This is a genomic window from Aliiruegeria sabulilitoris, from assembly GCF_001558155.1.
In the GTDB taxonomy this organism is placed as follows: domain Bacteria; phylum Pseudomonadota; class Alphaproteobacteria; order Rhodobacterales; family Rhodobacteraceae; genus Tropicimonas; species Tropicimonas sabulilitoris.
The window spans coordinates 44229-70311 of the sequence record NZ_LOAS01000028.1; the positions used below are offsets into that span (position 1 = coordinate 44229).

The window sequence follows — 26083 nt, forward strand, 5'->3', positions numbered from 1 at the left end:
ATACGAAGTTATTCGAACTCGGAAGTGATTGTTCATGGTTCGTTAAATACAACTCATAACCTGAAGGTCGTAGGTTCAAATCCTACCCCCGCAACCAAAATTCAGCGTAAAATCAAACGCTTGAGCGCCGCCCTCCGGGGCGGCGTTTGCGTTTGGGGTTTTCGTGGAAGCACTGTGGAAGCAAGAGGGGGCGAAGTCCTTCATATCGCTGCGTAAATCCGCATTTCGGTCTTCGAGCACAGAACGCGTTGTGCCACCGTCTTACCACCTGTCGCCATCGTCATCGCTTCCGAAGTCGTAGTGATTTCGCGCGACAGACTCGGCTTTGATTGCCTTCATCCCCCATTTCCCGCGCTTCTTATCGAAGCTCACGACAGCTATCCCTTCGACAAGATCACCTGCCAAGATCCCTGCAGCAGTGACCAAATGGGGAGGGATGAAGATATCTCCACGTGTGAAGCCCAGCCCGTTCGCAGTCACGTTCGCTGCTTCCCGAAAACGGCGACAAACGTCGGCGGGCGGTAGTTGATCCGTGGATTGGACTTCAACGATCCTCGTTCGCTTGCCGTTCTTGGAATGGTGCTGCGCAAGCCTCACGGAGACGGCATCACCGATCGTGGCTTGCCCGCCATAGAGTGAAATCGGACAGATACCGTCGATGCCGCGAGCAACGATTACGTGGATAAGGGATTTCTCATGGTTTACGTGATCAACGACTCCGATTCGGGAGGGCACAAGGTCCATGGGCGTGCCGCCTGCCCGGGGGCTGATTCGATGAATTGTTGCCCGCCATGGTTCGGCCTTCGAGGTCTCGTACTGCACCTTGAGCGGAGCGCCATAGGGAAGTCCACGAATGTCCGGGTGGTTGTCAGGGAGGTTCAGCTCCAATGCGAGAGCGTCGTCTTCCACGTAAACACGCCGCCGCCGTCTAGACTTCTTACCGTCCCGGCCCTTGATTGTGAACGCATCCCCCAGGCAGGCATCGGTCCATGGCAGATGTGAGAAAAGCAGTGCTTCCGCCGCGTTGCTGAGCCCAACATAAAAGGAGCGATCGGTTGGCTCCGACTCGAAAGCAGCTAGTCTTTCTACAAGGGCCTGTGCTTCGCGGGGAACCTGGTATCCCGCCGCGACTCGATGATTCATCATACGTTCGACTTCGAACCGAGCTTGGCTGGGATGGGTTTCTTCCAGTAGTTCTGCAAACTTAAGACGCACCTTTCCGACGAAGTTTTCGTCTTGTGAACAACTCAGCGCTTTTGCGTAGCAAGATCGTCTCAGTTCCACATCGTTCGGAACCAAGTCGCCGACCAGTTCCCAGGCCCAGTATTCGGAAGCTTTTTCACGGGCGAATTCGATAGCCAGTTTTTCTGCTTCATCTATGCGCCCCAATCCACGAAGGATTTTTGTGAGGCTCAGCTTCAGCCAGATGTTCTCAGGGAAGCGCTTCCTTGCTTCTTGTACATGCGGCAGAATGAAGTGGCGGTCATCTGCTCGATCGCTGTCGGCAGCATCGGACGCAGCGGCCTGGATCACTTGTTCGACAAGCGACGGATAGGTTTTGCCGTCTCTTCCCGACTGCCGAGTGAAATCCTCATCACTGAACTGCTCAGGGTTCCACAGACGCAGAAAGGGGAGCACCTTGAGGTGGTTCCCTTTGCTCAGCCGCAACGCATGACGCAGCATGAGGCTGTGCAGCAGATCTGGACCTCCAATTGCCAGCTTCAGATAAGTGTTCAGATGCCGCTTTACACGTTGGGCGACTGGTGATGTGAGTTCATCGTCGCGTTTTCCGTCCAGTTCGGCCTTGATCAGCCGGAAGAGTTCCCAGCCCCATGACTTCCGGTCTTCCAACTCCAAGCTGCCCTCAGCGTGGAGGTTGGCGTAGATTCGCGAGGCCTCTCGATGATTGCCCTGTTTGCTCAGGTTGCGCGCTTTCAATACCGCACGACGGTCGGTCTGAGCGAGAGCGAGCGCTTTCTCGCGGTGCTCTGCCAACATTTCATCCGTAGCCGGAACTTCAAAGCGCCGCAGCTCGTCCAGATACCCGGACAATGCTTCTCGATTGCCATCCGTGCAGTGATGCTTCACCAGCGCGATAAGGCACCACGCGTAGGCCGCCCGATCGTGGTCATCAGCCTCAGATTCAGCGATACGCTCCACCGAAAGACAATATGCTGCTTCAAGCTGACCGCCCTTCCTGAGTTTGGTGACGTCCTTGGAGCGATGGCTCCACCCGCCGCCACCTAAGCCTCTGCCATTTATGCGAGAAATTCGAAAGCTCAAGGGTGAACCTCAACGGAAAGCACCGTCATGACATCATCCTGCAGTTCAACGAGAGATGGCGTCGGTTTGGGTGCCGGGTTGACCGGCATGAACTTGGTTAGTTGGTTCTTTCCATTGTAGAATATATCGACTGTGACTGACTCCGATCCCCGTGCGAGGACATAACGCTGGCTCCAGGCCTGTTCCTTAAGGCTGACCACAACGGCGCCCTTTTGCGTTAGCGCGGCCACCAGGCGATCATGAAAATCCTTTAGGAAGGGGCGCTCTGGAGCGCTCTCACTGGCTGCACTGGACCCTACAGCGCCGGGCTTTTGACCTGCCAATGCAGCAAGGCGCGCCATGATATCTTCCGCGAAGCCGTCAGGCTTGGGGCAGGTCACGCCAGAGACCGTCCAGTTTCCCTTATAGCCGATGTCGACCCGGGCAGCTTCGGCGTCACGTTTGAAGAAGTACGCTTCCCGGTACTGGTGAAGCGCGATGTCTTCGATTTCCACTCCGGTGCCATCCAGCCGGTTGCGGATTTCCGCTTGTAGCCAGCTGCGGAACATAGCCTGTGGCGAGACGGCCGATGATTGAGATCCATTCGTTTCAGGCAGGCTGCCATCGCTACGCGGAAGTCCCGGCTCGCCGCTTGACGAACCCGCTTCGGCGGAAGCTGGTGTGCTCCAACCGACCCCTGCCTGCTGCAGTCGAATCTCTGGCGGATCAATAAGGTACAGCTTGCCGCTGGTCCGGGTCATCGCCGTGTATAGCCAGCGGAAATAGTCCGACGAGCGCGGGTTCTGCCGGGTGGCGCAGCTGACGATAACATGGCTCCACTCGCCGCCTTGAGCTTTGTGACAGGTGACGGCGTAGCCAAACCGGAGCCGGAGCGCATTGAAATATGGGTCGGATCGCAGTGCAAGTTGGAACTCGTCACGCTGCTTTCTTCGATCAATATGCTGGTGACGTTTAAGGAAATCCACGTAGAGCGCGCGCTGCTGTGCCGAGCCGAGGCTCGCATCGTCGCCGTGCAAAAAGTCGTCAAGGATCTTGGTTTTCAGGATGAGATCGTCGCCCTCCGGTTGTGATAGAGCAACCATGACATCTCGGAAATTCAGGGCCACATTTATGGGTTCCGAGATGTCGCTACTGCCGACTTTCTGGAGCAACTGGACCGAACGCCGCTCGATAGCGGACTCAATTGCATCGATCCGCAGAATTTCTCCGTTGGCGACATAGTGCGGGCCGCAAAAGCCATTGGCAGCGACAATCACGCTGTCACCGGCGGCAACGGTGGCCATTCCCGGAAATAGCACTGTTCGGATTGCACGGTTGAAGCTGGCGGCCTCGGCATTCGAGTGGGTCACGATGATCGGTGCCTGAGGGCCCCTTCCTTCGCGAATCTTCATGTAGAGCGGCGTGACGCTGTCCTTGGAAAGGCGGATCACGTCATCGTCGTATGTAAAGGTAAGGCTGCTGAAACGACTGCTGACGACGCCTTCGCGCAAAGGCATGACATTGCGTATCACCGCGCTTTCAGCCTTCTGGCGAACGATTTCAGTCAGCTCATAGCCGGTGGCATCAAGCCCGAAGGTCTCACGCAGGTAATCAGCGTCCAGGGCCGGAGAGGTCGACATGCCGACGGGAGGCAGCTGCGCCGGATCACCGATGAAGATGATCTTGCGGGCATTGCCAGAATGCGTTGAGCCCATATGTGCGATCAGATCCTGCAGCAGATGCCCGCTGCCAGACCGGAAGAATTCACTTTCGGAATACACGTTCGATACGAGCGAAGCTTCGTCGATGATGGCAACAGCATCGATCGGGTCCTCATTGTTCCGAACCTTGGCGATCATCTTGAAGGTGGCTGACCCGTCGTCATCATCTTCAGTCCGCTCGGTCATGTCGCTGTAGTCGTATATCAGGCTGTGGATCGTTCGCGCTGACTGACCCGTTTTCTTCGCGATGACCTTGGCCGCCCGCCCCGTTGGGGCCGCAAGCGAGAACATCCGCCCTTGGGCAAGCAAGAACTCAGTCAGACCGCCGGCAAGGAAGGTTTTCCCTGTTCCCGCATAGCCTTTCAGCAAAAACACCCGTTGGGTGTCGTCTGCCAGGAATCCATCGAGCGCCGAGATGCACCTCAGCTGGTCGGCCGTGAGCTCCTCTTCGAACATGTCCCGCAGCGAGATCCGCGTCTGCGGAGGCCTGACCAAGGTTGCTAGGCCAGCGCCGCGATTCTGGCCATTGTTCTCCCTCGCGCCGACCGCATGCACGCCAAGCGAGGTATCGTGATCTGCCGTAGGCGCTATCGGCGGGGAGCATCTCCGCGCCTTCCAGTCGATGTCCGGCCGCATGTGAAGGCAAAACCAGGCTGCGAGCGAGCGAGCGTCTTCGACAAGACCCCGGGCTTCACCCGCCGAAACTGGACGTTTGTTGTGTGCTGCGATGTTTCCCAGCTTTCGGATTGTGTGGAGTAACCCGAGGACCCGCCTGTCGAGCAGCTTCTCGTTCTGAAGAATTCGCAGGCGATCGAAGTGGGTCTCATCGCTGTTCAGGGGCAAGTCATGGTGCCGGAAGAGGTGGCAAACCATAGACTCCGAAAAGCTGCGCAGGCGGATAGTCGAAAAGTCGGGGAGCTTGTCGGAATTCTGCTCTGCCTCGATGGCCAACGTATGCAGATCTGGCCAGAACGGCTGCAACAATCCAAAACTTTCCACAGAACTCGCGGATGGCGCGGCCGTTTTTCCCATCTTGTCCCCTCTGCTTAAGCGCACGTCAGCTAAGCCGAATAATTCAAAGGCTTCTGCGCCAGATCACCCTGTGGTCGCATACCTTAAAAATCGGGCGAAAATAGGGGGTAAGGAAGACACTCCACCAACTACTCGGAGGCTAATCTTGTCTGGCGGCAGCGGCAACCTTTCGATTGCTGATGAGATGAAATTCACGGTGCGCCCGGTGGTCACGGGGGATGCGGTTTGCATTTGTTAGTTTCGGGACTTGCCCCTCGGATTTGGAGCAAACCTCGCGGGCGGTCACCGCTTCGAGCTGCTGTCGTGTTGGCCGTCTGCGGGCCCGCCGTCTTCAGGAAGCCAAACTGGGTTGGCGGGGGGCTTGGATTGATCGACCGGTCGGCGTCGAGTGCGCTGCAACTGGCTGAGCAGAACTGTCCGTCGTCAGGGTTTTTGGCACCAAGACCGGGCTGAAGTGCGCGAGTATTCTGCTCATCAGGTTGGTTGGATTATGCAGCGCGCTGGCGATGTTGCAAGCGGCGCGCTTCGAGCGTCTTTAGCTTGATCCTTTCCCTTTGTTCCAGAATGGCTTTGTTACGTCCAAAGTAGACATCGGCAGGCGTGACGTTGTTCAGGCTCTCGTGGAAACGCTGATGGTTGTAGTGGTCGACGAAGGCTCCGACCTGTGCTTCGAGGTCCCCTGGCAGGAAGTAGTTTTCCAAGAGGATCCGGTTCTTCAGGGTCTGATGCCAGCGCTCGATCTTTCCCTGTGTCTGGGGATGGTAGGGCGCTCCTCGGGAATGCTTCATACCCTTATCCTGCAACCATTCAGCCAGATCTCCAGAGACGTAGCTGGAGCCGTTGTCGCTCAACAAGCGTGGCTTGTGGACGACATGAACTTGGTCGCACCCTGAAGCCCGCAAGGCCAGATTGAGCGTGTCGGTGACGTCTCCAGCCCTCATGTTGGTGCAAAGCTTCCACGAGATGATGTAACGGCTGTAGTCGTCCAGGATTGTGCTGAGATAGAACCAGCCCCAGCCGAGAACCTTGAGATAGGTGAAGTCGGTCTGCCAAAGCTGATTGATCCCAGTGGTCTTGTCCTTGAACTCACTGGCGGCCTTTATCACGATGAAGGCCGGGCTGGTGATCAGATCGTGCGCTTTCAGAATTCGATAGGTCGAAGCCTCTGATACAAAATAGCGTTCCCGATCCGTGAACGTCACCGCCAACTCGCGCGGCGACAGTTCCGTCTCTTTCAACGCCAACTGAACGAGCTTGGACCGCACTGCGTCTGGAATGCGGTTCCAGACATGTTTGGGCTTGGGAGATTGATCCTTCAACCCAGCCTCGCCGCGTTGAAGAAATCGATCATACCACCGATAGAATGTGGTGCGGGGGATACCCAGCTTGGCCAGGGTCTGGCGCGCCGACAGGTGTGACCCTTCGACAAGTGCGATGATTTCCAGTTTTTCCGATGCGGAATACCTCATTCTTGGTCGCCCCCATCCCCCGTCATGCTTTTTTTGAGCAAACGGAGTTCCAGCGTTTGCTCTGCCACAACCTCCTTCAGATCACGCGCTTCGCGGCGTAGATCCTTGACCTCATCGGTCGTGGCGGCACGGGCTGTGTCGCCCGCAAGTCGCTTCTTACCCGCCTCCATGAAATCCTTGGACCATTTGTAGTAGACGCCTTGGGAAATCCCCTCGCGCCGACACAGCTCGGCAATGCTGTCCTCGCCACGCAATCCATCCAGGACGATCCGGATCTTCTCCTCCGACGAATACTGCTTGCGAGTGGCCCGCTTAATATCCTTGACGATCTTCTCGCCAGGGCTCTTGGTTGGCTGTCTCATGTCCCACTCCTTGTGGTGACGATGAGCCAGAAACACTCTCTTATCAAATTGCCCTAATTGGACCCATAGGCGCTGACGTCAGACAGTGTATGCCCGACGCCGAGTTCGAGGCCATGCTGGTACGCGCTGCCGAGGAAGGCGCAAAACGGGCGCTCGCCGATGTCGGGCTCGATGGTGAAGAGGCAGCACTCGATATCCGGGATCTGAGATCCATGGTCGACTGCATCCTGCTGGAGCGCCGCACCGCGATGCAGACAGCCGTCCGCATGTCAGCCGGTGGTGGATAACAGCCGAGAGTTTCAGGCGCGGGAGGCCGAGGAGTTGGCACAATTAACGGATGGATCCGCTGTCGTGGAGATGATGGGCGACCTTGCGATACTGCGGGAACAGGCTCGCGCGTGCGACCAGTTCAGCTCATGTCGCAGTGAACATCTACACCTCTTGCGGCGGAAAAACGAAATCGGCACCATCTTCAGAAAACAGTACATCCGGCCAAGGCTGCACCCGATCTTGAACGATTGAGTCGAAAATGCTGTCGCCGACGGGGATGGTCACGGATTCGCGCAATTCAGCACTGAAAGCGTTCGACGCCGTCGTCTCCAAATGCTGCATATACTCGGTTACGAAGCGGCCGACGCACGGCTCAAAGAGGGAAGCGACGCTGTTTCTATCGTGAATTGGATAAGCCGAATTCCACGTGGCTCCGTAGAAGCTCAGGATGAAGACACCGGTCGATGACGGTTTCCAGCCTTTCGGCGTGACATGGGCGCCTATCGACGCTTTGACCTTGTCCAAGCGGAGGTCAATGGCACGGATCTTGTCGCCGTCGAAGGCCCCATGGCCGCGCTTGCACTCGAAAACATAGAGCTGACCTGTGTTGGCATTGAATGCGAGGCAGTCCAAGTGTGCCTTGCCGCCAGCCACCGAGATTTTTTCCTTGTCAGCCTGCCAGTGGGGCAGCTTGTTGATCGCAAATATCAATGCGCGCTCAATAAGAAGGCCGTGCCGCTTCTTGATACTGTCGATCTCAGAAACCAAAGAAGACAGACGCGGGTTCGATCCAAATAGTGGATCGCAGGGAATCTTGGCAGACTTGGCTTTCGCGTCTGCAACGAGCTGAGCGGCATTGCTCTACCATAGCAATGCTTCAGCGTATGTCAGCCGTAGACACATTTTATTCCCTGCTGTTCATCATTTGATAGACTTGTCGATGAAGCCCAGCGTAGTTGCGTTCTCAATCAAGGTTCTAACCTTGGCGCGATCCAGGCCGGAGGGGACCTCGGCATCGATCTCCAGTTTCAGGGACACGTCACTGCCTGGAAGCGTGGTCAGCTGCTCGATAATTGCTTCAACGATTTGGTGAATGTCTCGCGCCGGTCGGTCTGCCGAGATCATCACGGTACCGACGAAACGCGTGGGCTTTTTTTCGGGGGCGGGAGCCGGTTCTCCACCCGTATCACCACCTGGCGTAGGCGAAGGGCCGTCAGGGTCCCTAGGGCCTTCTCCGCCTGGCCCAGCGGGCTCTTCTTTTGGTTTGGGCCGGTGAGACTCTGCAACGTCGGGTTTTATGATGGCTGAGTCGTTGTCAATCACGACCTGAACATCGCTTGGGCCGGATATCGCCAAGCCTACGTAGCTATTCTTGGAGTCATCCCATCGATCAGCGTATGCAAATGGACCAGGAAGCATCCCAGTAACGGCTGATTGAACGGCTTTCGCAAGTACGCTGCGGTTCTTGACGCGAGGCAAGTAGGTGTACCGGTTCATGTACTCCCACAAGTCTTTCAGGAACAGGTGATCTTTCCCGTTCCAGATGTATTTTTGCAGTTCGCGATCCAGTCGGGCGGGCCCAAGTTCGGGCAACAGCCCCTCGTCACTGACGAGCTTCTTGCTTGCACGCGCCAGCAAACCATCCTGAGCGGGCACCTTGGCTGACGTCCACTCGAGGTCTGCCTGAGCGCTTTCCTGGACTGGATACAGCAGATAACACCAAGCCTCTTTCAGGCGGGTCTTCAGTGTCTCATTGCCTTCCGCCAGCTTTGCCTTGGCGAGCGCACTGTCGCTTTGCGTCAGGTTGAGACGGTCGGTTTCGCGAACGATCTCCGCCCACGCGAGTGCGGAGCGCATTGCAGCCTTCAAGTTTTCGAGCTGACGCTGCTCTGCAGCCAAGAACACGAGCATGTTTCGATAAACACGGGGTGTGCTTCCGCGCTGCGTCAGGATGTCCTTGGCTTCCGATAGCGCCTCAGAGCCATCTCTTCCTGTGTGCGGGTGGGCTACTCCCAGAATGACAGCGCGCACGCCGCCCGGTTCATCGGGCACGTCAGAAGAGCTACCAGGCGCAACTTGCACAGCATCAAAGTGTCCACGGTCACCGAGGCCATTGATGTAGCCAACGAGTGCCTTGTCGATTTCCATCAGGACAAGAGCTTCCTCAAGCTGCCCTGCGCGATCGGCAGCGATCCGGTTCAGGCTCGCTGACATCGAATACCAATAGCGGCCGAGATCGCTATGCATGAACTTGGCCTGGTGGGTTAGGCGTCTAAGCGCATCACCGAAAATCGCCGGGCGCTCACCCGGCTGGACGACACCAAGATTGATTTGTTTATCGTCGAGGCCTTTGTTCTCTTGGCCATGGGTCGGTGCCGTTCCCATGAATATGGCGCGCGCTATTCTACGGGTTGCAGAGTATTTGTTTAGGTTAGGAGCGCCTTGATCGATTTTATAAGGTGTCGAGGATACGCCATCAACGTCGCCAGCGATAATCGACTGCCAGCTTGCATCGAGATAGTGAAGCAGTTCCGGTTCCACACGGGCAGTGCTGATTGCAACACTTCCCGGCATGATCATGACGGACGGGTCGTTGCCCATCCAGAGCTCATGAATCACTTGCGCCATCAAACGCAGAACGCCACGTGTTCGCTGGAACTTCTCCAGAGAACCCCAGCTGGTGTACAGTTGATCAAACAATTCTGGATGGATCGGATAGGCTTTCTCCAGCTTGCGACGGTAATCTTCATCCGCGCAGCCTTGCGGGAAGTCGTTGGTGTTCTCGCGGTAAAGCTTCGCGAACTGTTTCAGCGTGTTGTCACGGTGGTGGAATTTGTCGCCCGGAATTTCCTTGAAGAGCCGTCGACGGACGATCTCATAGCTTTCTTCCTGCGAGGCCGGGCGCCACGAGGATTCAACGCGGCTGAACGTTTGCTTCAATCGTGCCAGCGCCTCTTGGCCACCTTCGCCGCCGACTTCGATCTGTGAGGCAGGCAACGAGGCAACCAGCAGCGTGCCCGGACTTGCCTTCACCGCCTCAGTAAGCGCCTGAACAAACGAAATATTTGCGTCAAAGGAGCCGGAGGGCAATCCTTCAACCTTGTAGATCTGGCGAAGAAAAGCGACCCATTCGTCGATTAGGATCAGACAGGGCGCGCATTTCTTGAAAATCGCCTCAAGGAGGTTTGAGCCGGGTGCAATGCCAAGCTTATCGTTCTCGGCGACCATTGCAAAAACCTCGGGCCCACCGAGTTGCCATGCGAGTTCGCCCCAAATCGTGGAGATTTGTGTCCCATCTTTCGCAGCTGTCATGTTCAACGGATCGAGTGATGTCCCGACCAGTACGGCTCGGCTGATCTTCTTGGGGACGGTCAGTTCGTTCTTGGACAGAAGCTGGTCGAGACCCGGCAGGTCCTCCACCGGAGTTCCACCGACCATATGATAGAGCGCCAGCATCGAGTGCGTCTTGCCGCCGCCAAAATTCGTCTGCAACTCGACGACAGGGTCACCGCCTGCGCCTGACAGCCGCTTTGCGGCCCCGATCAGCAGGTTGCTCAGACCCTCCGTCAGATACGTGCGGGAGAAGAACTCGGCCGGATCACGGTATTCCGACGGCGCACTGCCGTTGTGCACCTTGGCCAAGTCGGCGGCGAACTCGGCCTGTTGGAACTCGCCCGTCGCCACATCCTGGTGCGGCTCAACCACCTCACGCCATGGCATAAGACCGGCAACCGTATCGACCGAAATGTCAGAGCGTTGCGTTTTCCGCCGCTCCTCATTCCGGGCCAGCTCAGCGTATTTCGTGCGCAGGATCGTATCGCGCGCCGCGCTTATCTTCTCGGCCACATCCTTGGCACTCACTGATTCCAGCAGCCGACGCATCGTGTCCAGCGCCCGCTCGGCGTCGTCGTAGGTGAAGTTCTCATTGTGCGAGAGCTTGTTGCGCACCTCAAGCAGTTCAGACACGTAGGAGCGTTCCGGATGCCCCAGCACCATGGCGAATGCCTCTTTCCAGAAGGCCATCATGACCTGCAAAAGACCCTGCTGGTCCCAGTTCACCTGACCGTCGCCATTGGGCCGCAGCCCCCGGACGCGCTGAACGATCTCGACCTGCCAGTGCCCGGTGATCTGCGATTCCAGCCGCTTCTCGACGAAGGGGATCAATCCCTCCGGCAGCAGCTCCATGCCTTCGAATACGTGCTGGCGTGTGCTCTTTGCCATGATCGTCCCCTCAGAAATCCATACGTGTCTGGCCGGTGCCGCGAATATCGACAATCGCGGCGGCCTCTCGGGTCAGGTCCGACCAGTCGGCAATCAATGCGTTATAGGCGGTCGCCTGTTTCGCATCCTGCCGCTTGTTGGCGCAGATGTCGTAGAGACAGTAGGCGAGGTCTTTGACCGCCTCAGCCTTGTCGTCGATTTTTCGAAGCAGTAGCGCGGTGTTGTAAGAGATGCCGTCCTTCTCATGGGCGCGCACAAGGTATTGGAGGCATTCCCAGACCGTCAGATGGGTGTCCGTCTGAGGCTCCCACTCGGGGTCGAGCTCGTCGCGTTTCAGGATGCGCACCTTGCCCGCCTGGCTTTCGACGATCCCGGCATGCTTTACGCTTTCGACGGCGATACCGCGCGCGCGGGCCAGGTTGTCGGCCACGCCATAGTCGCCCTTGCCCATGCCGTTCTGTTCGAACCAGCTGATAGCAAAGCGCGTATCGGGGTCGAACTCGCCCTGAATTCCGCCGAGATACTCGTCGAGCTCGGCATTGATGAGCTGCAGCGCTGCCTTTACGCTCATGAGGCTGTCGTCGGATTCAAGGACGCCTTGATAGCGCGAGAAGACACCCATGCCGGGTCCGATCGCTGATTGCGGCATGTCTGCGGGAGAGACGTTGGCGGCCTGCAGCTCGGCGATGGCTGGGGGCAGTTCGCGTTTTAGCGCCCGTATGAACTCGGCACGGGTGATAGTTTCGGCTTCAATGGATCGGTTTCGGCAAACCAATACAACGGAGTTGGCGAGGGCGTTGTTTCCCTTTGCCACCAGTCTCGCCGAACGTTCAGTTCGCACTGGCCAGGTTCCAACAACCGCGTATCCGGCCTCAACAACGGCCTGCAAAAAAGTTGCCCAACCTGTCGAGGCGATACCTTCCTGCTCCATCTCGCTTTGTTTGAATGCATAGTAGATCGTTGCCGGAAACCTCGGCGAAGTTTGTGAAGAGGCGTTCTTTAGAGCTTCAATCATGCCTTGTAAGAAGAAGCTTTCCGCTTTCTCTGTTCCACCGTGACGATATGGCGTGGCAACTAATTCCTCAGATTTTGGAGTAGCAATAAGCCCAAAAAGGTTTGGAAAGTAATCTTTCAGTCCAAGCTTGAGCCAGACAAAGAAGAAATCTGATAGATCAGCATATCCGATATTGTCATAATAAGGCGGATCCGTTGAGAGTACGGCGTCTTCGGGAAAGGAAGCACTTTGAGCTGCGGCTTGAATGATGCTGCCCTCTGGGCCAACACCTAGTCCGAGAATGCCTTTTAGAACTCCCTCTACCGAAACAGCATAGTCACCTGCTGCTTTGGCAAACGGATTTACCTCAGGGAAGTCCCAAGTCATAGGAACCGCTTGCCTTGAAAAGGCGGTGAGAGTTTGCTCCCGAACTGGGGTCCATCTCGCCACCTGTGTAAAGGTATTGGTCATTCTGCTCAGTGCGAATGCTAGATAGACGGCAATTGCTTCTGAATAGGCTTTTGCACCCACGCCGCCGTTGTTGAGCGGCTTGCTATCCTCAGTCTGAAAAGTTTTTTCGGCATCTGCTTGGGCATGCTTTTGAGCGTCAATCAGAAGATCCCCGAGCGCCGTCAGCGTTATTAACTGGCGATCTGTAAACAAGTCACCGAAAGTCTCCATGCCATAGGCAGGCGGTGAGAACCAGCGCGGGTTCTTGGCTTGCTTGAGTTCAGGTTTCCATTCTGGTCTCTCTGCGAATGCCGCGTTCGCATGGTGCTCATTGGGTTCCACAAAGACGCGCCCACGGGGGCCGCTGGCAACGATTGCGATGAGCGTCTGCCCCATTGCCCCGCGCATACCTGATGACGTGATGTGCTTTGGAGTGATCGCGCTGTCTGACAAAAGGCATCGAAAGTTCGCTCCACGCCCGGACTTCGTGCCGTCTTTAGCCTTGGCCAGAGCCTCTTTTGTCCCTCCATGTTTAATACGGTATGAAATTGTCTTGGCAGCCTTATCGACTAGTGGCTCGATCCAGGTTTCCCTCCCCTTCTTCGAACTGAGTAGAAAGCTCGAAGCAATTGGCACCTGCACATCGGAGAATGCAGGATCCGGGCTCGGTACTGTTCGTGCCCATATCCAAGCGATAACCGTCGCCTTTCCGCCCCCATATTCACTCGGCAGATCCACCTTCGGATAGAGGTGTCCGATGCGCTCAATCGCCTTCTCGCGCATCCACGCGCCATAGTGCTTTACGTCCTCCGCCAGTCCTTCGGCATTTCGATAGAACTGGCGCTCTTTTATACCGGGATGGATCGGCTCCATGTCTTTGAACTTCGGCGGGATCTCGATCATCGCCTTGCCGATCATCACCGCCACCGGGTTCAGGTCGGACCCATAGGCGGGCAGGCCCAGCCGCTGCGCCTCCAGCGGGATCGACCCGCCGCCCGAGAACGGGTCATAGACCGGAGGCAGCTTGCCCCCGCAAGACCGCCGGATCTCGGCCCGCGCGCGCTCCAGCACCTCCTCGTTGGTCGAGTTCTCCCACTTCACCAGATCCTCGATGATCGCGAACAGCCGCTTGCGCTCGGCGTCCTGCGCCTCGGGCGTTGGAAACTCGTCGGGTAGGCTCGAGGGATCATCCACCAGCTGCGCAAACAGCACCGCTCGACACGCCGCCAACGGCCGCCGCGCCCACCACAGATGCAGCGTGGAGGGATGTCCATGCCGGATCGACTTCTCCCGCGCCGACGCCGCGTTGATCGCCTCAAGCGGGATGGCAACTTCGATGAGTTTCTTCTTGTAGGTGGTGGTCATGCGAGGGCCTTCAAAGTTTCGTCTTGGGCCAAGGCGTCGGTGGCCTGCTGATCGAGCGTGACCCAGATGACGGCACCGCTCTTGTGTTGGTAGGGAACCGGAAGTCTCAGGCGAACCGCGTTGGACATAATCCACGCGTGCCGGTGTCGGGCGAACTTCCCCAAAAGGAATATCTCCGAAGGAATGTGATGCTTGTCGGCATTTTCGATCATCTTCTGATCGGAGAGTGGTCCATCAGTCCCGACCATCTTGGAAACACCGATGACATGACCGCTGCCCTTCCTGATCAGGCCGATCCATCCGCGCTGCTTGGCTGAGGTGCTCCTCATTTCCCAGGTCTTGGTGCCGTTCAGAATCTTGCTGATCCATGGCTCATCAACGATGAGAGCTTTTTCGATTTTCATGAAGGTGCCTTTGCCCGCTGAAGCAGGCTCTTGATGCTAAACTGAATGGCGGTCTGCCCGAACTCGGGTTCGCGTGTCATGAGACGGCCGGGCCGATAAATCGGTCGCTGTGCGTAGCCGTCCGATATCGGCACGAAGACGAGGAAGAAGTCGTCCTCCTTGTTCAGCGAGGCCATGAGTTCGTTGCGGGTGATCATCACCGTGTCGGCGCTGTCGACGCGGCCCTTGACCTCGAGAAACCGCAGATGGCCCGCTCTCGGATCGAAGGACTCGATGTCATAGCCCAGCCCGCGCAGGTGCTCGACACTCCGAGGCTCGTTGCCAAGGTTCCGTTCGGCCGCCATGACAGCGGCGATTGCTTTCTTCTCGATCTCCCGGCGCGCAGCGGCATTTTCGGAAAAGCCCGACGCGGTATCGGCCATCTCGTCCGGCATGCGCGCCTGCAGGAGGCCGCGGGGCACGACGATCATCCCGCCACGGACCCGCGGCGGCTGGGCCGAGATGAACCGCTCCTGGTCGATCAGTTCCAGGCGGCGCTTCAGACGTTCGGCCAGATCCTCGGCCCGCCGTTGCGCGTTCTGCCAGTTGAGGCGTGTCTTCTTGCCAGCCTTTTCCTGTTCCTTAAGTTCGAAGGCGCGCGAGTCCCAATAATTGATCTCTTTCTTTAGACGGGCTTTGACCTCCTGCTCGACCTTGTCGATTTCCGGAATGCGGCGGGTTCGGACCTCCGCTACATGGGTTTGCGCAAGTTCGACCGTTGCGAACCGGACGACCGTCTTTTCGAGATCGCTCCGTAGCCAGTCGGCATTTAGCGCGTCCTCGACACCGCCGATTTCCTCCGGCGTTGCGGGACGCAGGTTGAGGTGGGGCGCGATCCCGGCGTTGGTCACGGTGCCGGCCTCGTCGATGGCCGCGAACTGCAGCTTCTGGGAAATCACGTTGGCGTTGCCGGAGCTGCTCGGGCGCCCGTCTTGCACGGAGTGTTCGAGCAGGAAGAGGGCAGAGACGTCGGCACCATCGTCGGTGTCGTCAACCAGGACGGCGCCCTGTTTCATAAGGTGGTCGTTCTGCCCGCGCACCAGACTGATGACCGCGTCGAGCAGTGGGTGCCCCGGATAGACGAAGGCGGCCACAGGTTGTTGGTTGATCTTGCTCTTCTCGAAGCAGATGCGCTCAAACTTTTTTTGCAGCGGTGCGCCGGAACCGATCTGACGGTCGCGCTCGCGCACGCTGAAGGGGACATGGGTGATTTCCCAGCGCCCTTCTTCGCGACGTTTGATCTGTCCGCCAAGCCGGCGAAACGCCTCGATGAAGAAGCTCTGGATGTGGTGGGGCTGCAGGCGTTGAGCGTCAGCTCGCTCCATCTCGAGCCGTAATTCCTGAACGCGCGCCTCGGGCATGGTGTCGCTGGTCAGCTGCCGCTTTTGAAGCAAATGCAGCAGGTGGCTCTGATCGACAGCGCCATCCACTGTCTGGAAGAGCCGCGCCTTCACGTCGTCCTGCTCACCGTACTGAATCGCCTCGAACAGGAGGTCCTTCAGGGCGCGATCCTCAAAGAGTTCGCCAAGCACATCGTAAACGCGCCCGCCGAGAGCTTCGCGCGCGGCCTCCAGTTTTTCCAGAAGCCGGGCGTAGACCTCGCCCTCGCGGGTGTCCTTTGCCACCAGGTTCCACAGGTGGCAGACCTCGGTCTGGCCGATCCGATGGATACGCCCGAAACGCTGCTCGATCTTGTTCGGGTTCCATGGCAGATCGTAGTTCACCATCAGATGCCCACGCTGGAGGTTCACGCCTTCGCCAGCCGCATCGTTGGCAATTAGCACTAGCAGGTCTCGATCCTGCATGAACCGCTCAACGACCTTCCGTCGTTCTTCTCGAGCAACGCCACCGTGGATCACATCTACCGCATCCGGTCGCCCAAGCCGTGCAACAACCTTCTCGCGTAAGTATTCCAGAGTGTCCTTCGGCTCAGTGAAGATGATGAGCTTTCGCCGGTAACCGTCGGGATCAAGCATCAGATCGTCGTCAAGTATCCGGTCAAGTTGCTGCCACTTGGTATCCTTGCCGGAGTGGAGGACGTTCAGTGCCATGCTTTCCAGGCCCTTTAGAGTCTGAACCTCCAGTTCCAACTGCTCCACGGTCTCGGCCGTTGTCACTCCCGTGGAAATCAGCTCCTCAAGATCATCGACCTCGTCCTGGCCATACTCATCGAGGTTTCGGAGCATCTCGTCGCTAATCGCCGAACCCTCGAAATTCGACGGAGCACCTTTCGCGGCAAGTCTGGCTTCGGAGAGCTCGTTCTCCAAGCGCTCGCGGCGACGCTTCAACGACTGGTAGATGGCTGCAGGACTGGAAGCGAGCCGGCGCTGCAGGATTTGTAGCGCAAAGCCGACGTTATTTCGTTTTTTTCCATCATCTTCGGCGAAACGCTGCACACGGTTCATTTCGTTGCGAACGTATTCCGTTACGGCGGTGTAGAGTTCCGCTTCCAGAGGGGAAAGGTCATATTTGACGGTGTAGGCGCGCCGCTCGGGAAAGAGTGGCCGGCCATCGAAGCGCAAGAGCTCTTCTTTTGTCAATCGCCGCATCATATCCTCGACGTCGGCGACGTGAACACCATCGCGGAAACGGCCTTCGAAACGATCCCCATCCAGAAGAGCCATGAACAGCTGGAAGTCTTTTTCTTTGCCGTTGTGCGGGGTCGCCGACATCAGCAGGAAATGTCGGCACGCACTGCTCAGTTTCTGGCCCAACTGATAGCGCTTCGTGTATTTGACTTCATTGCCAAAATAGGTGGCCGACATGCGGTGGGCCTCATCGGCGATGGTGAGATCCCACTCGTTGGAGGAGATGAGTTTTTCCTGAAGTTCTTCGTTTCGTGACAGCACGTCCAAACGTGCGATTAAACGGTTGTAGTCGTTGAACGGATTCCCCGATCTGGAACTCTCGATCATATCCCGGGTCAGAATGTCAAATTCCAATCCGAACTTCTCGCCCAGTTCGTCTTGCCACTGCTCGACGAGGCTACCGGGGGCAACCACCAGACAGCGTTCGAGGTCGCTTCGAGCGATCAACTCCTTGATAAGGAGTCCCGCCATGATCGTCTTACCGGCACCCGGATCATCTGCGAGCAAGAACCGCAGAGGCTGGCGCGGGATCATCTCGCCATAGACCGCCGATATCTGGTGCGGCAGGGGATCGACCAGACTGGTGTGAATCGCGAGATAGGGATCGAAGAAATGGGCAAGCTTGATGCGGTTTGCCTCGGTAACGAGACGTAGCAGGGCGCCATCCGCATCAAACGACCATATGCGGCCTCCACTTTCGATTTCGAGCCGATGTTCATCGTCGCGATAGAGTGTCGTTTCGGCGATCGAGCCAGAAGGAACTCGGTACACGACATTGATTGCCTGCTCTCCGATCCATTCAACGGATACAACCTCAACTGACGCTCCGGGAGCGAGTCCTGCAACTCGACCGCCAGGTTTGATATCTTCAAGCGCGCTCACACTCACGCCTCCCGACCAAACACTCAGTTTCAGATTGCCCAGTTTTGCCGGCGGTCGGGCTGCACCAACGTCGGAAGCTGCAAGTTGACGAATTCCGCAATGAGATCACGTCGGCTCCTAATCCCCACTCTGAAACACCGGGAACGCCATTGGCGCGGACTATTGCCAACTCCTTCGACAAAGCCCCGACAAGAAAGCCAATGCATCAAGCTAATCCGGCTTGTGGCCAGACCTTGAGAACGTTGCCTCTCACGAGTCAAACCACAAGGAACGTAACCACGTGACGCTGAGGCTTCAATCGCGATTATGCGGAACCGCGCGCAATTATTCCAAGTATTGTCGCAAGTTCTGGGATACGGCGTCGGCTGCCATCCGAACCGGCTCGGCCGCAAGATGAGCGTAGCGTGCCGTCGTCTGGACCTGAGTGTGGCCGAGAAGCTTGCCGATCATCGGCAGTCCCTGACCCGAGGCGACGGCCGTCGAGGCGAATGTGTGCCGCAGATCATGGATGCGGACATCCTTCACCCCGGCGCGTGCTCGAACGCGCTGCCAGAAGGGCTGGAGGTCGCTCAGGCGTTTTCCCTCCAGTGTGCCGGTGATGACCCACGGGTTGCCCTTTATGCGCGGTGCCCGCTGCAGGAGTTCAACGGCGGGCTGGCCGAGATGGACCACTTTGGCACCGGTCTTGGAATCCGGCAGGCGCAGCACCCGATCCGCCAGATCGACGTGGTCCCACTTGAGGGTCATGATCTCGTTGAGCCGGCAGCCGGTCAGGATGAGCAGACGCGCGGCAAGGATCGCCGAGGGCAGCTCGACACCCTCGGCTTCCATCTCGCGCAGGACTTCGCCGATGCGCCGCAGTTCCGCGGCGCTCAAGAAACGCTCTCGCTTCTCCTCGGGGTATTTCCGAATGTGCGTGCGTGGGTTGGTCCCGTCCGGACGCAACCCCCACATCTCGGCCAGGCTGAACATCTTCGAGATCACTTCGAGGCAGCGGTTCGCCTGATAGGGGATGTGGCGCAGATCATGATGAAACTTCGCGACATCGGCACGCGTGATGCCAGTGACCGAAAGCTGCCCGAGCGCCGGCAGGATGAAGCGCCGGATGTTCCGGCGATACTCCTTCGCTGTGCTGGCCTTGAGACGAATGGCGATATGCTCCTTGTCGAACCGCTCCGCCAGCTCTCGAACGGTGATTGCCTTTCGTCCGGCATCCCGTTCGGCGGCCGGGTCATCGCCGTTTCGCGAGGCGGCAACAACGGAAATGGCACGTTTGCGCGCCTGTTCGCAGGTCAGCACCGTACAGGGGCCCAGACTGATCCGACGCGACCGACGTCCGGCGCGGTACTGGACCACATAGCCCTTGCGACCGCTCGGCAGCACCCGCAGCCCGAAGCCGGGGATGTCGCTGTCCCAGACAAAATACTCGGAGGTGCGGGTTTCGGCGGCGTCCACGAGGCGCTTGGTGATTTTCGGCATGGGGACTTCCTTGGTTCATTTGTCACCAAGAGTGCGGAAGGGTCATCAGCAGTCAACGAACGCATTGAAATTACGCAGAAAAATAGACTTCTGCGCAGTTCGGCGCAGGGCATGCAAACGAGCGGGCGAGGGGAATCGCAGGGTCATGCGAATCGGAACGCAGGTTTCGGTGCACGTGCGCCGCTGCTAGGCTCGCGGAAAAGAACGAGCGACCAGATGGCATCCAAAACCACCCTGAACGCAAAGAACCTCGAGGCGCTGGGCCCTGAGCGCCTGGCCCAGTTGCTGATTGAGGTCAGCACCGGGAATGCGGCGGCGAAGCGCAAGTTGCGCCTGGCCCTTGCCAGCGCGCACAGCCCTAAGCAGGCGGCGCGGGAAATCGCCAAGCGCCTGACCTCCATTGCCCGGGCCCGCAGTTTCATCACCTGGAAGAACCGCAAGGCGCTGTTGAACGATCTGGAAACCCAGCGGCGTGCCATCGTGGATCAGATCGGCCCGGGCGATGCCGAGGAGGCGCTGGGACTCATGTGGCGTTTCATGGCGCTGGCAACGCCCGTGTTCGACCGCTGCGACGACTCGAGCGGCACCGTGATCGGCATTTTCCATCAGGCCTGCGCCGATCTGGGTCAGCTTGCCGAGGCCGTGGGACCGAAACCCGATACACTTGCCGAGGCGGTGCTCGATGCGCTCCAGGACAACGGCTACGGACAGTACGATGGGCTGATCGGGATCATGACTCCGGTGTTGAGCGACGACGGGCTCGCCGTCCTGAAAACCATGGTTGAGGATCTGGGCCAGAAGCCGATACCTGTTCCGCCCAAGGATCAGTGGCAGGCCGTGGGCTGGGGTTCCAATGGTACCACCTACGAGCACGAAATGCGCGAACGGGAACGCGTGAGCACGGTCAGCATGGCGCTCAAGGACATCGCCGACGCGCAGGGAGACGTCGATGGCTTCATTGCCCAGTACGCTCCCGAAACGCGGAAGGTTCCGGCGATCGCGGCCGAGATCGCACGGAGGCTCCTTGTCGCGGACCGGGCGGCGGACGCCATGGGTTTCATCGAACGTGCCGATGTCTCGGAAAAGCGCTGGATCCCGAGCGAGTGGCAAAGGGCGCGATTGGAGGCTCTTGAAGCTCTCGGCCGGGGCGATGAGGCGCAGGCTTTCCGCTGGACTTGCTTCGAACGCGACCTCGCCATCGAACAGCTACGAGCCTATCTGAAGCGGCTGCCTGACTTCGAGGATATTGAGGCCGAGGAACGGGCGATGACGCATGCCATGGCCCATCCCAGCCTGATCGCAGCGCTGCAGTTCTTCCTCGACTGGCCACAGCTCGACAAGGCTGCTCAGCTCCTGGTCAGTCGTCATGACGAGATCGACGGCGATCACTACGAATACCTCGTGCCAGCGGCGGAGGGCTTGTCAGATCGCCATCCGCTTGCCGCGACACTGGTGCTCAGAGCGATGGTCGACTTCACGCTGACCAAGGCCAGGTCGAAGCGGTATGGCTATGCAGCAGAGCATCTGGGCACCTGCGGCGAGCTCTCCGAGGAGATTGAGGAGTTCGGGGCATTCGAAACACACGAAGCCTATGTCGCCCGGCTCAGGAAGGACCATGACCGAAAGCATGGGTTCTGGTCGCGCATAGGCGGGTGATGGAGTTGCTACCGTGGTAATCACTCTGGAGCTGTCTGGAAGCATTGTGGAAGCACGCAGGCGCAAGATGCCGGGTATTTACCCGAAATCGCGCGAAGCAGCCAATTAGCGACGACCTTCGCAACACCCTGAAATAACGCACTTACTCGAACTTGTGAGTGAACGTTTTAGGTCCGTTCGACACGACTCATAACCTGAAGGTCGCAGGTTCAAATCCTACCCCCTCTGTCGGATTTCCATAATAGCCAGATAGTTATGTTGGCCCCCACAAGGACTCTCGAGAGTTGCATTTCTTGTTCACCAGCATTTCCAGTGTCTGCGAAGCAACGGGCCGCCACCGCCGCCACGCGATGTTTCCTCACCTTGGCGCGGCGGCGTTAGGTAGCGACCAATGTCATTTCCAGTAGCTGTACGGCAACGCGTTCAAAAGACGCCTTCTTCGGCTTAGCCACGTCGTCGGGTAACTCGAGCCCAAGCGAAGTTCTTCGGAGACCAAGGCCGAGCATCGGGTCTCGGGACTATCTGGAGCGGTTTGCGAACAGCAATAACTGCCGCTTTCCTGACATCCCCGCATTGGCGTTTTCAGGGTCGATTTCGCGGCGGCGCAGGCCGCTTTGGACAGGCTGATCGAAACCGCATGTTCCGGGCGCTTGATGTCGCGAACCATGCGCATGATCGTGTCGATGCTCTGAGTTATCGCATGAAACAATTCGCGCCCGGCCTCGGAGAGTTCCACCCCTGTGGCAATGCGTTCGAAGAGTGCGACACCAATGCTTTAAGGTTTTTGATGTTGGCGCAGACGAAATGGCGCAAACTCGACGGCCGAAATCGCCTGCCCGAAGTCATCGAAGGGGTTGAGTTCCGTGACGGCCTCCGACACCTTCAAGCTGCCGCCTGATCAACCGTCACCAACTTCCGCGCATACCTCATCCAAGCCGATGAAAAATTCATCCAGGAATTCCACACCAGGAAAGTAAGTCTCATGGCAATAGAACGCCTCTCCAGAAAGCTTAATCACGCAAGTTCGCAGACCCGTTTCACGTCGGGAAAATACGTTCTGTTGCGCGTTGTGCACTTTGAAACCGACTGCACTGTGATGACAGCTGTCGCTCCGGACGATGACGGCCAGAATAGCCCTTTCCCTGACAATGACCGGCTCATGGCGGCCGCGATGCGTGTCTTTGCACCGCTCGCAAGCGAAATGGCTGAACGCCGGGATGCGCAGAAGCAGCGCCCCTATGTCGAGTTCTACCAGGTTCCTCTCTCGGTCCGGAAGAATGCAGCAGAGGAGCTGGCGCGTGAACTGGGGCTGGAGACGATCGAGGAACAGGCCCGGGAAGAGGGTCGCGAAATATACCACGCCCTTGGAGGCGCTGTGAACGACTGGGAAGATGCCATCTACCAAGGCGATGGTATGTGGCTGACAGACGACGGTGACTGGGTTCAGCGATAGTCGGCAGGTCATGGCCCGGCGGGTATCACTCCGCCCCTACCGCCGCCAGGATTGCATCTATCCAGCTCAGGGCCGGACGGCGATCTAGCTCGTGCCAGATCCTTTGGTTTGAGTAATCATTGAGACAACGCGGACAGGCGAAAGAGCCCTATCGAGTATTGGTTGGACAACAGCCGACGCCTTGACTTCTGTCGCAACACGTATGAATCGAAGGCCTGTCCAATTTTCCAGAATACCATCCCAATGTGCTGTCCAACAAACCAACCGGAGGGCCCCAAATTCGTAGATCTATCGCCGCTCCACGGGCATCTTGACGCTAGGTGTTCAGTCCCGGCATCTGGTGGATCGGATTGACGATGAATCGATCTGGTTCTGAAGTCCAGATTTTGCAGGTGTACTCGTAGGGCGTGAGACCGCTGAGCGTCTTCAATCGCCGCGCGAAGTTGTAAGCATCCAGGAAATCGGAAAGGTGGATGCGCAGCTGATCGTGGCTGTCGTAGTGGTAACGTTTGACCGTGGCGTCCTTGATCGTGCGGTTCATGCGCTCGACTTGACCATTTGTCCAAGGTTGGTTCGGTTGGGTCAGGCGATGATCAATCCCATTGGCTTCGCAGATCATGTCAAATCGCATCGGACGTGAGAGGATCGTGTTTCGGTTTCGCGGTTGTTCGGCGAACTGGATCCCCCTCGCCAATGTCTCTCGGACCCTTGGCGTTCCATTGGCTCGATCGGTGAGTATCGTATGAATGCGATAGGGAACGGCCTCAAGAAGCAGCTCCAGGAACTCCCAGGCGGTTTTCCGATTAGCCTTCTCCACCAGCTGTGCCACCGCGAACTTGCTGGTTCGATCAATGGCCACGAAGAGATAGAGCTTGCCCTCTGCCGTCCTAAGCTCGGCAATGTCGATGTGGAAGAAACCGATGGGGTAGCGCTTGAAACGCTGCCTCTTCGGCTTGTCGCCATCCATCTCAGGAAGGCGCGAGATGCCATGCCGTTGCAAGCATCTATGCAATGAGGAGCGCGTGAGATGCGGGATCGTCGGCTGCAAGGCGTAGAGGCAATCATCGAGAGGCAATAGCGTGTGCCGTCGGAAAGCAACGACGACCGCTTCTTCCTCTTTGCTGAGAACGGTTGAGCGGGGCTCCTTCGGTCCGGTTCTGCGATCCTCAACCGTCCGCCGCTTCCGCCACTTCGCTACCGTCTTGGGATTGATCCCAAGCTCTCGGCTCAGCTCCGCGGTTGAAGCTTGCGATCGCTGTATTGCTGCTCTGACTGCGTGCGTAGTCGTAGCGCAGCCATGACGTATCTGTCCCATAGGGCGTCCTTCCATTCCACCGAATGGATCGCACCATCAAAACCTGGGATCAAACACCTAACCACCTGCAACGAAGGCCCCGGTCGACAGCGTCGGACGTTCGCAAGGCTTTGCGGAGCGCGCACCAGATCGAAATGCGTTGCCAAGGTGCGGCGCGGGCGGCAACATGCCCTCAAGCAATACCCACTTGGGAAAGACCGGGTTACGTCTAGACAAGGATTGGGAGACTTCGAGTGGCTACCATAAAGTCGAGTTATATTCATGGTCAGCGCGGTGCTCGCAAGATTGCAGGTCGATCGCTTCCGAAGTTTGGTGGAATAACCCGAACAAAAGCCAAGGCCGGAAAAACTCTACCAGAGAGCGCGGTATATCGAGATAGCAAGACCCCAGCCGATCAAGAACGAGAAGAACGATTTAAGATGCGTTCCAAGGCCGACGCAGCCGAAGAGAAAAGAAAGATCGATCGGCGGAACGGAAATCCCTCGTCAGGGAAAGAAATCTCTTCAACGCGAAAAAACCAACCACAATCATTTGAGACGGCCGATTCAAGCATTGATGGTGCGTCGGGCAGGTCCAAACAGGCTTTATCATTTAAAGAGCAAGCAAAAAAACTCGGAGTTGAAGAAGTGGAGCTTCGACGACGAGTAAGAGCGCTCCGTTCATTTCTTCTTTCCCGCTAAGTCAACTACGGTCCGGACCGATATCGCTTGGTGATGGACGCGGCGTTCTGCTCGTGGGGCACACAGACCTCTTTCGCGGGGCTCACAGCTGATGCCATGATCGCGCCATGAGTGATTATCCAAGTGCCACCAGCCCCGATCCCGACGCCTCCTGAGGCGCCCTTGCGACCGAAGCCGAACAAGGTCAGTGCGCTGTCCAACAGCAACAGCACGCCGACGAGTTGAAGCAAGAGGGAGATGCTGCCGGTCGGCCAGAAAAGGGCTGCAATGCCAACAACCCCGGCAAGGATTCCCCGCAGCACGAAGGTCCACCACAGCCCGGCCAGCCTGTCGCTCAGCAGTTCGCGGGCATGGGTTTGCTCGGGATGAACGATCTCGGCTTCGGATTGCTCAGGCGGTCTCATGGGTGTCCCTTTTGTGCCGATATGGACGCAGTGTGCTCATTGCTTTTGTAGTGCCTCGAGGTAACTGATCAGATCGGCCAGCGTCTGGCTCATCATCATCGACTGCCCACTCGGCAATCGAATGGTCACGTCTGTTCCAATGTCGAAAAACGGCCCGAACAGCGGCATGTCTCCGCCATGCGCCAACACAAGTGTCCTGCCATCGATCTTCATGGCGACGTCTGCGATCGGGAAGACGCCGCCGTTGCCTTTGGCGAGAACCGTCAGATCTGGAGTAACGACGTTTAGAAGTTCGGCCATTGGTCCGGCGCCCTCTGCGTCGAAGCCATGGCACTGAACGCAGTACGACATGAAGATGTCTCGTCCGGCGTCAGGATCTGCGACCTGGGCCGGGACCGCACCTGCGCCGGCCGCTACAAAGACCCTAGTGATTAATCGCCAGAGCATTCGGTTCACCTCCACCGGGATGCTAGCAGCATTGTCCGAGCTTCGCACCGGTGGTTGGTCGAGCCACAAGACAGAGAATCGATCAGGATGTCGCCGAACGCCAATCGATGATGTGAGTGCCGAACGACTCTCTCTTTTGGGTGGATTTACTTCGTCTGCAGTTCTTTTTGTGACAAGGCTGTGAAATTTTTTTGGTTTTGCACAATGCAATTTGGCGGTTCGTTTTTTTGTAAGTTCTTGAAATTAGTGAATACCAGCCTCAACGAAAATGTGAAATGTCAACGAAAACATGAAAAATCGTTTATTACCAATTGCTTAGATTGTTGACAGTCGGCGCGAAGCATGGAATTCTTTTGAAAGCAGTAAGAAAGAAGAGGCAACAGAAATGAGCATGCAGTCCTTTGAAAATCCAATGAACCCAGGTGGTTCTAATTTAATTTTTTCCGACTATCTCCGGCCGAGGCTGTGTGAAAACTCGGCATGATATCCTTTTTGCGCAGGCGGGAGGGTTTTCATGTCAGGTTTGATCGAGGGGATCGAGCGGGGCCAGACGGTGCTGTTTCCGGATCGGCTTGATGACTGGATTAGCG

The 26083-nt window shown here is 57.5% G+C and carries 17 protein-coding genes; 5 read left to right on the plus strand and 12 right to left on the minus strand.

Annotated features, from left to right (window positions below; translation table 11 throughout):
• Positions 1-261: 261 nt before the first annotated feature.
• The 3 genes from AX756_RS20340 to AX756_RS20350 form a co-directional block, all read right to left on the minus strand.
• Complete coding sequence (locus AX756_RS20340; protein WP_194247521.1) at positions 262-2283, minus strand: DUF7017 domain-containing protein; 2022 nt, start codon at positions 2281-2283, stop codon at positions 262-264.
• Entirely contained in the window at positions 2280-5015 is a 2736-nt protein-coding gene (locus AX756_RS20345; RefSeq protein ID WP_082739222.1) for an ATP-dependent DNA helicase, read from the minus strand. The genes AX756_RS20340 and AX756_RS20345 overlap by 4 nt, the downstream gene beginning before the upstream one ends.
• Before the next feature lie 488 nt (positions 5016-5503).
• Positions 5504-6846, minus strand: a protein-coding gene (locus tag AX756_RS20350; protein WP_156461590.1) for an IS3 family transposase whose coding sequence is annotated in 2 segments (ribosomal slippage) — positions 5504-6519 and positions 6519-6846 — 1344 coding nt in all. Because the reading frame shifts where the segments join, the coding sequence is not laid out codon by codon here.
• An 89-nt stretch (positions 6847-6935) separates the two neighbouring features.
• Between AX756_RS20350 and AX756_RS20360 the strand changes: the two genes are divergently transcribed.
• Positions 6936-7133, plus strand: a complete 198-nt coding sequence (locus AX756_RS20360; protein WP_068316331.1) for a DUF6127 family protein — start codon at positions 6936-6938, stop codon at positions 7131-7133.
• A gap of 145 nt (positions 7134-7278) precedes the next feature.
• Here AX756_RS20360 and AX756_RS25770 read toward each other — a convergent pair whose 3' ends face one another.
• From AX756_RS25770 to AX756_RS20390, 6 genes are all read right to left on the minus strand, one after another.
• The gene (locus tag AX756_RS25770) at positions 7279-7884 is read right to left on the minus strand and encodes a hypothetical protein (RefSeq protein ID WP_068316333.1); all 606 of its coding nucleotides are present in this window, start codon (positions 7882-7884) and stop codon (positions 7279-7281) included.
• 153 nt (positions 7885-8037) lie between these two features.
• Entirely contained in the window at positions 8038-11337 is a 3300-nt protein-coding gene (locus AX756_RS20370) for a DUF499 family protein (RefSeq protein WP_068316335.1), read from the minus strand.
• A 10-nt stretch (positions 11338-11347) separates the two neighbouring features.
• A complete protein-coding gene (locus tag AX756_RS20375; RefSeq protein WP_068316337.1) occupies positions 11348-14146 on the minus strand; it encodes a DUF1156 domain-containing protein in 2799 nt (932 codons plus the stop codon).
• Positions 14143-14550, minus strand: a complete 408-nt coding sequence (locus AX756_RS20380) for an ASCH domain-containing protein (protein ID WP_068316340.1) — start codon at positions 14548-14550, stop codon at positions 14143-14145. Before AX756_RS20380 ends, AX756_RS20375 begins: the two co-directional genes overlap by 4 nt.
• Complete coding sequence (locus AX756_RS20385; RefSeq protein ID WP_068316343.1) at positions 14547-18059, minus strand: DUF8742 domain-containing protein; 3513 nt, start codon at positions 18057-18059, stop codon at positions 14547-14549. The genes AX756_RS20380 and AX756_RS20385 overlap by 4 nt, the downstream gene beginning before the upstream one ends.
• Positions 18060-18383: 324 nt before the next feature.
• Entirely contained in the window at positions 18384-19538 is a 1155-nt protein-coding gene (locus AX756_RS20390) for a tyrosine-type recombinase/integrase (RefSeq protein WP_068316345.1), read from the minus strand.
• Positions 19539-19754: 216 nt separating this feature from the next.
• On the opposite strand from AX756_RS20390, the gene AX756_RS20395 reads away from it, so the two are divergent.
• From AX756_RS20395 to AX756_RS20405, 3 genes are all read left to right on the plus strand, one after another.
• On the plus strand, positions 19755-21194 hold the full coding sequence (locus AX756_RS20395; protein WP_068316349.1) for a DUF6880 family protein: 1440 nt from the start codon (positions 19755-19757) through the stop codon (positions 21192-21194).
• Between the two features lie 637 nt (positions 21195-21831).
• On the plus strand, positions 21832-22092 hold the full coding sequence (locus tag AX756_RS20400; RefSeq protein ID WP_068316352.1) for a hypothetical protein: 261 nt from the start codon (positions 21832-21834) through the stop codon (positions 22090-22092).
• 198 nt (positions 22093-22290) lie between these two features.
• On the plus strand, positions 22291-22647 hold the full coding sequence (locus AX756_RS20405) for a hypothetical protein (RefSeq protein WP_156461591.1): 357 nt from the start codon (positions 22291-22293) through the stop codon (positions 22645-22647).
• A gap of 316 nt (positions 22648-22963) precedes the next feature.
• Here AX756_RS20405 and AX756_RS20410 read toward each other — a convergent pair whose 3' ends face one another.
• Positions 22964-23962 (minus strand): IS481 family transposase, encoded by a 999-nt coding sequence (locus AX756_RS20410; RefSeq protein ID WP_068316363.1) that lies wholly within the window; start codon positions 23960-23962, stop codon positions 22964-22966.
• Between the two features lie 233 nt (positions 23963-24195).
• On the opposite strand from AX756_RS20410, the gene AX756_RS25775 reads away from it, so the two are divergent.
• Positions 24196-24642 (plus strand): hypothetical protein, encoded by a 447-nt coding sequence (locus AX756_RS25775; protein ID WP_156461592.1) that lies wholly within the window; start codon positions 24196-24198, stop codon positions 24640-24642.
• Between the two features lie 5 nt (positions 24643-24647).
• On the opposite strand, the gene AX756_RS20415 is transcribed toward AX756_RS25775, so the two are convergent.
• Positions 24648-25046, minus strand: coding sequence for a hypothetical protein (locus AX756_RS20415; protein ID WP_231701116.1), 399 nt, complete (start codon positions 25044-25046; stop codon positions 24648-24650).
• A 36-nt stretch (positions 25047-25082) separates the two neighbouring features.
• Positions 25083-25346, minus strand: coding sequence for a hypothetical protein (locus tag AX756_RS26940; protein WP_499698279.1), 264 nt, complete (start codon positions 25344-25346; stop codon positions 25083-25085).
• Between the last annotated feature and the right edge of the window lie 737 nt (positions 25347-26083).

Coding starts and splice junctions, on each gene's coding strand:
- AX756_RS20415 (WP_231701116.1), bottom strand. CDS start 25,046: ATGAGACCGCCTGAGCAATCCGAAGCCGAGATCGTTCATCCCGAGCAA.
- AX756_RS20360 (WP_068316331.1), top strand. CDS start 6,936: ATGCCCGACGCCGAGTTCGAGGCCATGCTGGTACGCGCTGCCGAGGAA.
- AX756_RS20395 (WP_068316349.1), top strand. CDS start 19,755: ATGGCATCCAAAACCACCCTGAACGCAAAGAACCTCGAGGCGCTGGGC.
- AX756_RS20400 (WP_068316352.1), top strand. CDS start 21,832: ATGTTCCGGGCGCTTGATGTCGCGAACCATGCGCATGATCGTGTCGAT.
- AX756_RS20370 (WP_068316335.1), bottom strand. CDS start 11,337: ATGGCAAAGAGCACACGCCAGCACGTATTCGAAGGCATGGAGCTGCTG.
- AX756_RS20405 (WP_156461591.1), top strand. CDS start 22,291: ATGACAGCTGTCGCTCCGGACGATGACGGCCAGAATAGCCCTTTCCCT.
- AX756_RS20345 (WP_082739222.1), bottom strand. CDS start 5,015: ATGGGAAAAACGGCCGCGCCATCCGCGAGTTCTGTGGAAAGTTTTGGA.
- AX756_RS20380 (WP_068316340.1), bottom strand. CDS start 14,550: ATGAAAATCGAAAAAGCTCTCATCGTTGATGAGCCATGGATCAGCAAG.
- AX756_RS26940 (WP_499698279.1), bottom strand. CDS start 25,346: ATGGCCGAACTTCTAAACGTCGTTACTCCAGATCTGACGGTTCTCGCC.
- AX756_RS20375 (WP_068316337.1), bottom strand. CDS start 14,146: ATGACCACCACCTACAAGAAGAAACTCATCGAAGTTGCCATCCCGCTT.
- AX756_RS20410 (WP_068316363.1), bottom strand. CDS start 23,962: ATGGGACAGATACGTCATGGCTGCGCTACGACTACGCACGCAGTCAGA.
- AX756_RS20390 (WP_068316345.1), bottom strand. CDS start 19,538: ATGCCGAAAATCACCAAGCGCCTCGTGGACGCCGCCGAAACCCGCACC.